This is a genomic window from Streptomyces roseochromogenus subsp. oscitans DS 12.976, from assembly GCF_000497445.1.
Lineage (GTDB): Bacteria > Actinomycetota > Actinomycetes > Streptomycetales > Streptomycetaceae > Streptomyces > Streptomyces oscitans.
Map to the genome: position 1 here is coordinate 7084700 of NZ_CM002285.1, position 11831 is coordinate 7096530.

General features: G+C 72.1%; 11 protein-coding genes. 3 read left to right on the forward strand and 8 right to left on the reverse strand.

Annotated features, from left to right (window positions below; genetic code table 11):
- A partial coding sequence (locus tag M878_RS49375; protein WP_031226324.1) for an FAD-dependent oxidoreductase occupies positions 1 to 267 on the reverse strand: 267 nt, incomplete at its 3' end.
- A 261-nt stretch (positions 268 to 528) separates the two neighbouring features.
- Positions 529 to 1428: a TIGR01777 family oxidoreductase gene (locus M878_RS80290; RefSeq protein WP_023551320.1), complete on the reverse strand. Its 900-nt coding sequence runs from the start codon at positions 1426 to 1428 to the stop codon at positions 529 to 531.
- 65 nt (positions 1429 to 1493) lie between these two features.
- Here M878_RS80290 and M878_RS80295 point away from each other — a divergent pair, with 65 nt between their 5' ends.
- Positions 1494 to 1973 carry a GNAT family N-acetyltransferase gene (locus M878_RS80295; protein ID WP_023551321.1) on the forward strand — a complete coding sequence of 160 codons (480 nt, stop codon included), beginning with the start codon at positions 1494 to 1496 and terminating at the stop codon, positions 1971 to 1973.
- Between the two features lie 10 nt (positions 1974 to 1983).
- Here M878_RS80295 and M878_RS80300 read toward each other — a convergent pair whose 3' ends face one another.
- Complete coding sequence (locus M878_RS80300) at positions 1984 to 3168, reverse strand: MarP family serine protease (protein WP_023551322.1); 1185 nt, start codon at positions 3166 to 3168, stop codon at positions 1984 to 1986.
- 527 nt (positions 3169 to 3695) lie between these two features.
- Here M878_RS80300 and M878_RS95105 point away from each other — a divergent pair.
- Together M878_RS95105 and M878_RS80305 are read left to right on the forward strand one after the other, a co-directional pair.
- Complete coding sequence (locus tag M878_RS95105; protein ID WP_023551323.1) at positions 3696 to 4586, forward strand: peptidoglycan recognition protein family protein; 891 nt, start codon at positions 3696 to 3698, stop codon at positions 4584 to 4586.
- Between the two features lie 84 nt (positions 4587 to 4670).
- Positions 4671 to 4910, forward strand: a complete 240-nt coding sequence (locus M878_RS80305) for a hypothetical protein (RefSeq protein WP_031226326.1) — start codon at positions 4671 to 4673, stop codon at positions 4908 to 4910.
- Positions 4911 to 4921: 11 nt separating this feature from the next.
- Here M878_RS80305 and M878_RS80310 read toward each other — a convergent pair whose 3' ends face one another.
- From M878_RS80310 to sucB, 5 genes are all read right to left on the reverse strand, one after another.
- Positions 4922 to 5440: a DUF4240 domain-containing protein gene (locus M878_RS80310; protein ID WP_023551325.1), complete on the reverse strand. Its 519-nt coding sequence runs from the start codon at positions 5438 to 5440 to the stop codon at positions 4922 to 4924.
- 56 nt (positions 5441 to 5496) lie between these two features.
- Positions 5497 to 6516, reverse strand: a complete 1020-nt coding sequence (locus M878_RS80315) for a helix-turn-helix transcriptional regulator (protein ID WP_023551326.1) — start codon at positions 6514 to 6516, stop codon at positions 5497 to 5499.
- 406 nt (positions 6517 to 6922) lie between these two features.
- The gene (gene aceE / locus M878_RS80320; RefSeq protein WP_023551327.1) at positions 6923 to 9628 is read right to left on the reverse strand and encodes a pyruvate dehydrogenase (acetyl-transferring), homodimeric type; all 2706 of its coding nucleotides are present in this window, start codon (positions 9626 to 9628) and stop codon (positions 6923 to 6925) included.
- A gap of 307 nt (positions 9629 to 9935) precedes the next feature.
- On the reverse strand, positions 9936 to 10559 hold the full coding sequence (locus tag M878_RS80325; protein WP_023551328.1) for a GntR family transcriptional regulator: 624 nt from the start codon (positions 10557 to 10559) through the stop codon (positions 9936 to 9938).
- Between the two features lie 292 nt (positions 10560 to 10851).
- Positions 10852 to 11831: 2-oxoglutarate dehydrogenase, E2 component, dihydrolipoamide succinyltransferase (gene sucB, locus M878_RS80330; protein WP_023551329.1), on the reverse strand; the 980-nt coding region annotated here is incomplete at its 5' end.

The window sequence follows — 11831 nt, forward strand, 5'->3', positions numbered from 1 at the left end:
CAGGACGCCGGGCGCGAAGGTGCGCAGGATCAGGGAGTCCAGGCCCGGGGTGGTGCGCAGTTCGGGGTAGGACGTGGACAGCAGCTGTCCGATGCGGTCCAGCCGGAAGCCGTCGACCTTCTCCGTCGACATGCGGCCGCCGACGTACGGGGCCGCCTCGAGGACTGCGGTCGAGATTCCTGCGCTGGTCAGCCGATGGGCCGCCGAGAGTCCGGCGATTCCGGCTCCCACGATGACGACGTCCACCTGGTACGCGGGCTCAAGCACGAGGCCCCTCCTGTGGTTGCGCGGCCGGTGGAGACGTCATGCCCCCAACAGGCTCCAGGGATACCCGAGTTCGGGTCGAGGTTAGGTCTGTGAACGGTCACAAACAGTCGCGCATGGACAGAGCACGGTCGCATGGAGGTCGCATACGGTCACAAGGGGTCGCAGGAGGTCGCAGGACATCCCTGGCGTACGTCGGGCCGCCGGGATCGGGTCCGTCAGGCTGCCGAGGCCGAGGGGCGTCAGACCGCCCGGACGGGTCCGTCAGGCCGCCCGGATCGCCTCCTCGATCCCCGGGAACGCGAACCGGAACCCCGACTCCAACAGCCGTTTCGGCACCACCCGTTGGCTGCCCAGTACATCCCCGGCCATCTCGCCCAGCACGGCCCGCAGCACCGGCGCCGGTACCGCGAACGGGGCCGGGCGGTGCAGCACGCGCCCCATCGCCGCCGTGATCTCACGGTTCGTCAGCGGCTCGGGAGCCGTGAGGTTGAACGGCCCGGACAGCGTGTCGCCGTCGATGAGAAACCGGAGCGCGGCGACCTCGTCGTGCAGCGAGATGTACGACCAGTACTGCCGCCCGTCGCCCAGCCGCCCCCCGAGCCCCGCGCGGAACAGCGGGAACAGCCGCCCCCACGCTCCGCCGCCCCGGGCCACCACCAGCCCCGTACGCGCGAACACCGTGCGCACACCCGCCTCCTGCGCGGGCGCCGCCGCCTCCTCCCACTCCACGCACAGCGAGGGCAGGAAACCGTCACCCGGCGGCGCCTGCTCGTCCACGACCCGGTCGCCGGTGTCGCCGTAGATGCCGATCGCGCTGCCGCTGACGAAGACCCGCGGCGGCTCCGGCAGCATGGCCACCGCCTCCGCCAGCGCGGCCGTGCCCAGCACCCGGCTGTCCCGCAGCAGCCGCTTGTACGAGGGTGTCCAGCGCCGGTCGCCGATCCCGGCCCCGGCCAGATTGACCACCGCGGCGCAGCCGGTCAGCCCGGCCGCGGTCGTTTCGATGGACCGCCCCGCCGGGTCCCAGCAGACCTCGCCCGGGCCCTCGGCCGCCCGGCGCACCAGCCGGACCACCTCGTGCCCGTCCGCCGTCAGGGACCTGACCAGAGCGCTGCCGATGAGCCCGGACGAGCCGGCCACCGCGATACGGAGACGTTCCATGGCTCCAGCATGCCCGCGCCAAAACCCCAGGAGGTGCTGGGGACACCCGTCGTAGGGTGACCGCCATGCCGGAGCCATCCATACGCGTCGCCGTCGCCGGGGACGAGGAGGCACTCGCCCTCCTCGACCGCGCCACCTGGTCCACCCTGCACGCCGTCTCGCCGCCACCGCAGGGGCCGTTCTTCGACGAGCGGCACGTCCCGGGGGACTACCTGGTCGCCGAGGCCGACGGCCGCGTCGTCGGCTACATCCGCATCGCCCGCCCCACCCCGCTCGCCTCGAACGCACACGTGCTCCAGATCCAGGGCCTCGCCGTCGCCGACGAGGCACGCGGGCAGGGCCTCGGGCGCGCGCTGATCCGGGCCGCCGCCGAGGAGGCGCGCAGCCGCGGAGCCCGGCGGCTGACCCTGCGCGTGCTCGGGCACAACGCCCCGGCCCGCGCGCTGTACGAGTCCGAGGGGTTCGCCGTCGAGGGCGTGCAGCCGGAGGAGTTCCTCCTCGACGGCGCCTACGTCGACGACGTACTCATGGGCCGCACACTGTGACGGACGGGCCCTAGGAGCTGACCAGCTGGCCCGTGTCCACCGGCACCGTCGCCATGGCCGCGCGCCGTGCGTCGCCCGCCACCTCGTCCGCCGTCAGCACATACCCCGTCTCGGCGTCCGAGGTGGAGCGGGCGAAGACCACCCCGAACACCTTGCCGCGCGTGGTCAGCAGCGGGCCGCCGGAGTTGCCCGGGCGGACCGTGGAGCGGATCGAGTAGATGTCCCGGGTGACCGTGGCGTCGTTGTAGATGTTCTGCCCGGTGGCCTGGACCCGGCTCGCCACCGTCGCCGCCTGGAGGTTCAGTCCGCCGTCCTGCGGATAGCCCGCGACCACCGCCGAGTCGCCGCGCGCCGCGGTCGTGTCGAAGCGCAGCACCGGGGCGTGCAGGCCCGGCACATACAGCACCGCCACGTCCCGGTCGGGGTCGAAGAGCACCACCCGGGCCTCGTACGACTCCCCGACCCCGCCGACCCGCACGCTGGGCTGGTCGATGCCCGCCACCACATGGGCGTTGGTCATCACATGCTGTGCGGCGTAGACGAAACCGCTGCCCTCGCGGCCCTCGTTGCCCGACACGCCCTCGATCTTGACCGTGCTCAGCTTCGCGGCGCTGGTCGCCGCCGGTGTGACGCTGTCGCCGGAGGGGCGGGCCACCCGGGCCGTCGACTCGTTCTCGAACGGGTTGAAGACCTGCGGGAAACCGGCTTCGGTCAGCGCCGACGTGGCTCGCGAGAACCACGCGGGCGTGGTGTCCGGCATCGCCTGCTGCACCGCGCCCAGCAGCGTCGAGTTCCGTATCGCCGCCCCCAGCGTCTGGGACGGGGCCGCGCCCAGCACGCTCGCCGCCACCCAGGCCACGATCAGCACGGCGATCGAGTTCGCCGCCGCGCCCCCTATCCCGTCCACGACCCGCAGCGGGCCCCGGTCCAGCTCCCCGCGCAGCCGCAGCGCCAGCCGGCCCGCCAGCTCGTGCCCCACCACGGCCGGCACCAGGACCGTCACCACCGCGAGCACTGTCGCCTGGGCCGTGCCGCGCTCCGCCAGGCCGGTCACCCAGGGCAGCACCCACACACCGACGACGGCGCCGCCGACGAACCCGGCCAGCGAGACACAGCCGGCCACCAGGCCGCGCCGGTAACCGGACGCCGCGTAGACGAGGATCACCAGCACAAGCACCAGGTCGAGCAGGTCCACGGAGCCGCCTTTCTCTCGGACCCCTCAGTACGGACGGGACGGGCCCGGTGATCAGTCACCCACCCACACGCGAGAACGGCCACCGGGCGGCGAACCGGCCACGTATGTGTGTACCCCCAGAAACGTTCCGGACCGGGACGATGGTTCCGCCAGGTGGCACAGCGCACATCGCGGGCGGGGCCCGGCGGCCAGAGAGTGGGATCATGTTCGCCCTCCGAAGAACACTGGAGAAGCCCGGGAGCCCGCACATATCGGGGACACCGGGGACCGACACATCCGGAACCCGGCCGACGCCGGGGACACCGCAGACCGAGACGCCGGAGCCGCCGGGGCCGACAGAGAGATCGGAGCCACCGGGGCCGGCGGAGAGACCGAAGCCATCTGAGCCACCCGAGCCACCCGATCCCCCGGGCATACCGGAGCTGCCGGGGACCCCGCGGACGCCGGAGCCGCCGGAGACACCGCGCACGCCGGGTGCGCCGGGGACATGGAGCCGGTTCCGCCGGCGCATACCCGGTCCCCTGCTGGTGCTGCTCGGCTGTCTGCCCGGCCTGGTGGCGGTCGTCGCGCTCGCCCTGAGCGCCCGTGGCGTCGAGCACACCGCTGTGGCCGGCCTCGACGGGGACGAGCCGGTCCCGGCCCGCGCCCCGGCTGGCCACCGCGCCGCCCGGCCGCACATCGTGCCCCGCTCCGTCTGGCTGGGCACCACCGGACGCACCCAGCCGCCCCCGCGCTACGACGACAAGGTGGTCGCCGTCTTCCTCCACCACACCGACTCGCCGGGCGGCTACGACTGCGCCGACGTACCGAAGATCATCCGTCACCTGTACGCCGGCCAGATCGGTGACCGCCGCTGGGACGACATCGGCTACAACTTTCTGGTCGACCGCTGCGGCACCATCTACGAAGGCCGCGCCGGAGGCGCCGAGCGGGCCGTCATCGGCGCCCACACCATGGGCTTCAACCACCGCACCGCCGGTATCGCCGCGATCGGCACCTTCACCGCCGGGGTCCCCGTGCCCAAGGCCATGACCGACGCGATCGCCGCCCTGGCCGCCTGGAAGCTCGGCCTCGCCGACATCGACCCGCGCACGAGCGTCCGCCTGGTCTCCAGCAACAGCCTCAGCCGTTTCAAGGTCGGCGCCTCCGTCACCCTGCCCGCCCTGGCCGGCCACAAGGACGGCTTCATGACCAACTGTCCCGGCGCCGCCCTCACCGCCCGCCTCCCCGAGATCAGGGAACAGGCCGCCCGTCTCCAGGGCCGCACCACCCCGGCTGTGCCCAGCCGGATCATTCCGGTTCTTCCGGGCCGGGCCGGCCCCGCTTATCCGGGCTGGACCGCCCCCGCTCACCCGGGCCCGGTCGCCCCCGTTCTCCCGGGCCGGACGGCTCCCGCGCCGCTCACAGGAACCCCCTAGGCGCCACGCAGCCTTCTCCGAGCCCCGCGCCGTACGGTCGGGGACGTCACCAGCCGACCAGAGGTGATCACGGAGGTGGGGATCATGAACAGCACTCGTACGCACGCCGGGACCACGGAGCGGACCCGGATCCGCCGGGCACCGACCGCGCGCGGTCCCTGGGCGGCGCTCTGCGCGGCCGCCACCGTCGTCCTCGGCCCCGCCGCGGCCACCGCGTCCGCCCTCGACCAGGCCAACGCCGCGCCGCTGCATCACGCGGTGCGGACCGACCAGAGCGAGGCCTGGCTGCCGGCCGACGCCACCCGCGGGCGCACGGCCGGCTGAGCCGGGGCCGGCTACTCCCGGAAGCGGTCCCACAGCCGCGGAAACCGTTCGGCGAGGGCCCGCTCGTTCTCGAAGTCCAACGGCGTGCCCTCGGGCTCGGCGGGCGCCGGGGCGATGCCCAGGTCCGGTGCGACGGTGCCGGTCAGCTGCTCGTAGGCCTCGTCCGCCGCATAGCCCAGCTCCTCGCCGTCGCCGTCGATCTCCTCGTCGAACTCGCCCAGCAGCTCGGCCAGCGAGTCCGGCTCGTGCACGGCGCCCTCGTAGACCTCCCGGCCCTGGCCGATCAGCCAGCAGCGGAAGAAGTCGAACGCGTCGTCGCTGGCCCCGTCCAGCAACACCCAGGCGGCGCCCCACAGGTCCCAGCGGTAGGCGCGGTTGTAACGGGCCTCGAAGTGACGGGCGAAGTCCAGGACCAGCTCGGGGTCCATCTGGAGCAGCCGGTCCACGAGCACGTCGGCCTGTTCCTCCGGGTCGCCCTCGGCACTCTCGCGGGCGGCGTCGATCAGCTCCCAGAACTCCGTCTCGTCCATCACGGCACCAGCATCGGGCCTCCACCCGTGGGACGCACGTGGAGTAAGGCGGATCGTTATCCCGCGCCGGTACGGCCGTAGAGCGCCGCCAGCCGGACCGCGTCCGCCGCCAGCCGCTCCCGCAGGCTCCGCGGGGCCAGCACCTCGGCCTCCGCCCCGAGCGCCGTCAGCTGCGTGTACGCGACCTCCTCGGACTCCACCGGCAGCGTCACCGTCACCCAGCCCGCTCCGTCCGGATCGCCCGGCCCGCTCAGCGCCGCACGCGCGGCCACCGGCTCGACGGCGTAGCGCAGCCGGCGCACGCCCAGCGGTGACAGCCGTACGACGACCTCGGCGCGCAGGATCGAGCGCGCGAACCGCTCGGCCTGCTCGGCCCAGTAGCCGGGCAGGCCGAACTCCGGATCACGGGCGAACCGTTCCTCCAGAGGATCCACGGCGCTGAACCGGTCGATCCGGTAGGTCCGGTAGGTCCGGTGCCTCCCGGAGGAGTCGTCCCCCGGGGAGCCCCCGTCCGCCACCCGCGCGCACAGATACCAGACGCCCGCCTTCAGCACGAGCCCGTACGGCTCCAGCAGCCGCTCCACCTCATCCTCGCCCCGCCGGTACCGGGCGGTGACCCGGCGGTCGTCCCACACCGCCTCCGCGACCACCGGCAGCAGCGCGGGTGTCTCCGGCTCCTGGAACCAGGCCGGCGCGTCCAGATGGAACCGCTGGGCGGCGCTGTCCGGAGCGTCCCGCAGCGAGGGCAGCAGCGCCGCGGAGACCTTCAGCCGGGCCGCGGATGCGGCGTCCGCCAGGCCCATCTCCCTGAGCGCCCCCGGCACCCCGCTCAGGAACAACGCCTCCGCCTCGCTCCTGGCCAGGCCCGTCAGCCGCGTCCGGTACCCGCCGACCAGCCGGTATCCGCCGGACCGCCCCCGGTCCGCGTACACCGGCACCCCCGCCTCCGACAGTGCCTGCGCGTCTCGGGTGACCGTCCGCTCCGACACCTCCAGCTCCCGCGCGAGTTCGGCGGCGGTCATGGAGGGCCGGGACTGCAGGAGGAGCACCATCTTGATGAGCCGGGCCGCACGCATACGGCCAGCCTGCCACGAAGCCTGCCGGCCCGGCGGCGATCTCCTGGGCTCGGGGCACCTGGGGAGCGGGGAAGGGGCGGACCGCTGCCGAGGGTGAGGCGCCCCACTGGCCGAACCCGCCCGCGAAGACGCCCGGGCGCTGCGCGGGGAGGCCGCGCGCGCCGCCGAGCAGCACCGGGAGCCGGCGGACAAGGCCGACCGGATCCTCTCGAACGGCGCGCTGAGCGGACTGCGCGACACCGTGGCCGAGATCATCGCCGGCAGCGGATTCACCGCGGCCGGCGGACTGGTCGAAAAGCGTGTCGGCATCCTGCGCCGGCTGACCGAACTGCACGAAACGCCGAGCGGCGGACAGAGGACGTCGCCATCCTCCATCCGCTGCAACGGCGCTCGGTCACGTCGGCTCTTACAGCCCGTACTTCTCCCGGGCCTCCTTGACCGCCGTGGCCTTCACCTCGCCGCGCTTGGCGAGCTGGGCCAGGGCCGCGACGACGATCGACTGGGCGTCGACGCCGAAGTGGCGGCGGGCGGCCTCACGGGTGTCCGACAGACCGAAGCCGTCGGCGCCCAGGGAGGAGTAGTCCTGCTCGACCCACTGCGCGATCTGGTCCGGGACCTGGCGCATGTAGTCGGAGACCGCGAGGACCGGGCCCTCGGCGCCCTGCAGCGCCTGGCGGACGTACGGCACGCGCTCCTCGCCGCGCAGCAGGGCCGCGTCGGCCTCCATCGCGTCCCGGCGCAGCTCCGACCAGGAGGTCGCGGACCACACGTCGGCGGCCACGCCCCACTCCTCGGCGAGCAGCTTCTGCGCCTCCACGGCCCAGTGGATCGCCGTACCGGAGCCGAGCAGCTGGATGCGCGGGGCGTTGGCCGCCGCCACGTTCACCCCCGCGGACTCCGCCGTGCTGAAGCGGTACAGGCCCTTGACGATGCCCTCGTCGATGCCGAGGCCCTGCGGCTTGGCGGGCTGCGGCAGCGGCTCGTTGTAGACCGTCAGGTAGTAGAAGACGTTCTGGTCCTCGCCCGGCTTGGCCTCGCCGTACATCCGGCGCAGACCCTCACGGACGATCACCGCGATCTCGTAGGCGAACGCGGGGTCGTACGTCAGCGCGGCCGGGTTGGTCGCGGCGATGACCGGGGAGTGGCCGTCGGCGTGCTGGAGGCCCTCGCCCGTCAGGGTCGTACGGCCCGCCGTCGCGCCGACGAGGAAGCCGCGGCCGAGCTGGTCGCCGAGCTGCCACATCTGGTCGGCCGTGCGCTGCCAGCCGAACATCGAGTAGAAGATGTAGAAGGGGATCATCGCCTCGCCGTGCGTCGCGTACGCGGTGGACGCGGCGATGAAGTCGGCCATCGAACCGGCCTCGGTGATCCCCTCGTTGAGGATCTGGCCGTTCTTGGCCTCCTTGTAGTACATCAGCTGGTCGCGGTCGACCGGCTCGTACGTCTGGCCCTTGGGCGAGTAGATCCCGAGGGAGGGGAAGAGCGATTCCATGCCGAAGGTCCGGGCCTCGTCCGGCACGATCGGCACCCAGCGCTTGCCTGTCTCCTTGTCGCGGACCAGGTCCTTGACCAGGCGGACGAAGGCCATCGTGGTGGCCACGTTCTGCGAGCCGGAGCCCTTGTCGAAGGAGGCGAAGGTCTTCTCGGCGGGGGCGGGGAGAGGAGCGAGGGCGTGCGTACGACGGGCGGGGGCCGGGCCGCCGAGGGCCGCGCGGCGCTCCTGGAGGTAGCGGACCTCGGGGGAGTCGGCGCCCGGGTGGCCGTAGGGCACCACGCCGTCGATGAACTGGCTGTCGGAGATGGGGAGTTCAAGGAGATCACGCATCGTCTTGAACTCGTCCACCGTCAGCTTCTTCATCTGGTGGTTGGCGTTCTTCGACGCGAAGCCGTCGCCGAGGGTGTGGCCCTTGACCGTCTGGGCAAGGATCACGGTCGGCGCGCCCTTGTGCTCGACGGCGGCCTTGTACGCGGCGTAGACCTTGCGGGCCTCGTGTCCACCGCGGGAGAGGTGGAAGCACTCCAGGATCTTGTCGTCGCTCAGCAGCTTCGCCATCTCGGCGAGCGCCGGGTCCTTGCCGAAGAAGTCCGCGCGGATGTAGGCGGCGTCACGGGTCTGGTACGTCTGGATCTGCGCGTCCGGTACCTCGCGCAGCCGTCGTACCAGGGCACCGGTCGTGTCCAGGGCGAACAGCTCGTCCCACGCCGAACCCCACAGGGTCTTGACGACGTTCCAGCCGGCGCCGCGGAACTGGGCCTCCAGCTCCTGCACGATCTTGAAGTTGGCGCGCACCGGGCCGTCGAGGCGCTGCAGGTTGCAGTTGATGACGAAGGTCAGGTTGTCCAGGCCCTCGCGGGAGGCCAGCGCGAGCGCGGCCGTCGACTCCGGCTCGTCCATCTCGCCGTCGCCGAGGAACGCCCACACGTGCGAGGACGAGACGTCCTTGATGCCGCGGTTGGTGAGGTAGCGGTTGAAGCGCGCCTGGTAGATGGCGGAGAGCGGGCCGAGGCCCATCGACACCGTCGGGAACTCCCACAGCCAGGGCAGACGGCGCGGGTGCGGGTACGACGGCAGGCCGTTGCCGCCGGCCTCCTGGCGGAAGTTGTCCAGGTGGTGCTCGTTCAGCCGGCCGTCGAGGAAGGCACGGGCGTAGACACCGGGGGAGGCGTGGCCCTGGATGTACAGCTGGTCGCCGGAGCCGTCGCCCTCCTTGCCCTTGAAGAAGTGGTTGAAGCCGGTCTCGTACAGCCAGGCGGCGGAGGCGAAGGTGGCGATGTGGCCGCCGACGCCGTGTTTCGAGCCACGGGTCACCATCGCGGCCGCGTTCCAGCGGTTCCATGCGGTGATCCGGGCCTCCATCTCCGGGTCACCGGGCAGGCCCGGCTCGGCGGAGGTGGGGATGGTGTTGACGTAGTCGGTCTCGAGGAGCTTCGGCAGCGCGATGCCGCCCGCCTCGGCGCGCTCCAGCGTGCGCCGCATCAGGTACGCGGCGCGGTGCGGCCCGGCCTCCCGGGCGACGGCGTCGAGGGAGGCCTGCCATTCGGCGGTCTCCTCCGGGTCGCGGTCGGGGAGCTGGTCGAGCGCGCTCGGCTGGATGGCGTTGGGGTCGGTCATGTCGCCGCCTTCCTCAGTCGAAGGGGGTTCCCTCATCGGTAAGGGTTCGGGGGTGCCCTAGGTCTTTGGCAGGACAGGGCTGGACTTCGGTGGAAGTCCGTCGGCGACTTTAACTCCCTGATCGATGATCGATCAAAGGGTTGAGGGCAAAACTTCTCGATTACGAGAAAGTAGGCACGGGGTGCCTTTGAATGGGGCACCGAGTGTCGGTTCTTGGGCATGTTTTCGCAGGTCGAGCCACGTTTGAGCGAGACTCCGCTCCGGTGCTCCAGGGGGCACAAGGGGTGGTGGCACCAGGGGTGGTGCACTAGGGGCGCGGGGCGCAGCCCAGCACATGGGCCTTCACGATCTCCGCGATGCGGGGGTCCCGGCGCTTGAAAGCGGCCACCAGTTCCTCGTGCTCCTCCGCGTACGACTGCTGGACCGTGCCCAGCCAGCGGATGGACAGTGCCGTGAAGACCTCGATGCCGAGCCCCTCCCAGGTGTGCAGGAGCACCGAGTTGTGCGCGGCGCGCACGAGTTCGCGGTGGAAGCCGACGGTGTGGCGGACCTGGGCGGTGCCGTCGGCCTCGCGGTCGGCCTCGTACAGGGCCAGGACGTGCGGTTCCAGGGCCGAGCAGTCCTCGGCGAGACGGTCGGCCGCCAGCTCCGCCGCGATGGCTTCCAGCCCGGCCCGGACCGGGTAGCTCTCCTCCAGGTCGGCCGCGGTCAGGCTCCGTACCCGCACGCCCTTGTTCGGCGCGGACTCGATCAGGCGGAGGGACTCCAGCTCGCGCAGGGCCTCGCGGACCGGGGTCTGGCTGACCTCCAGCTCGGTGGCGATACGACGCTCCACGATGCGCTCACCCGGCTGCCAGCGCCCGCTGACGATTCCCTCCACGATGTGCTCGCGGATCTGTTCGCGCAGCGAGTGGACGACGGGCGCGGTCATGGAGGCTCCTTAGGGAGGGCTGACGTTTAGACAATACGGCGGGTTCGCTCCGTGGGTGGGGCACGTGGGGGTGCTTTTGCGCAGGTGAGACGAGGCGCACACCTCCGGTGACTGGGCCGGGGCGCCCAGTGGCCCGGCCCCGTCCGCGTTCGGGCGGGTGCGGGCCCGTATGCGGCTGGTCGCGCCCACACGGCGGAGCCGCATATCAGATACAGCCCCGCGCCCCTAAACGTCGGTGCCCTTGCCCGGAAGTTCCGGGCAAGGGCACCGACGTGTTGCAGCAGGGCGGCGATTACAGGCCGAGTTCGACCTCGAACTCGCCCGCCTCCAGGATCGCCTTGACCGCCGTCAGGTAACGGGCCGCGTCGGCGCCGTCGACCAGGCGGTGGTCGTAGGAGAGGGTCAGGTAGGTCATGTCGCGGACGCCGATGACCGTGCCCTCCTCGGTCTCGATGACGGCCGGACGCTTGACCGTGGCACCGATGCCGAGGATCGCGACCTGGCCCGGCGGCACGATGATCGTGTCGAACAGGGCGCCGCGCGAACCGGTGTTGGAGATGGTGAAGGTCGCGCCGGACAGCTCGTCCGGGGTGATCTTGTTGGCGCGGACCTTGCCGGCCAGCTCCGCCGTGGCTTTGGCGATGCCCGCGATGTTGAGGTCGCCGGCGTGCTTGATGACCGGGGTCATCAGGCCCTTCTCGGAGTCCACCGCGATACCGATGTTCTCGGAGGCGAAGTAGGTGATCGTGCCCTCGGCCTCGTTGATCTTGGCGTTGATGACCGGGTGGGCCTTCAGCGCCTGCGCGGCGGCCTTGACGAAGAACGGCATCGGGGAGAGCTTGACGCCCTCACGGGCCGCGAAGGAGTCCTTCGCCTGGGCACGCAGCTTCATCAGCCGGGTGACGTCGACCTCGACGACCGACGACAGCTGGGCCTGCTCGTGCAGCGCCTTGACCATGTTGTCGCCGATGACCTTGCGGATGCGGGGCATCTTGACGGTCTGGCCGCGGAGGGGGGAGACCTCCAGCGCCGGGGCCTTCTTGGCGGCGGCCGGAGCGGCGGCGGCGGCCGGAGCCGGAGCAGCGGCGGCGGCCTTCGCGGCCTCGGCGGCGGCGATGACGTCCTGCTTGCGGATACGGCCGCCGACGCCGGTGCCCTTGACGGTGGCCAGGTCGACGCCGTTCTCGGCGGCGAGCTTGCGCACCAGCGGGGTGACGTAGGCGCCCTCGTCGGTCGCCTGGGTGGCGGTCGGGGAGGTCGGCGCGGTGGCCG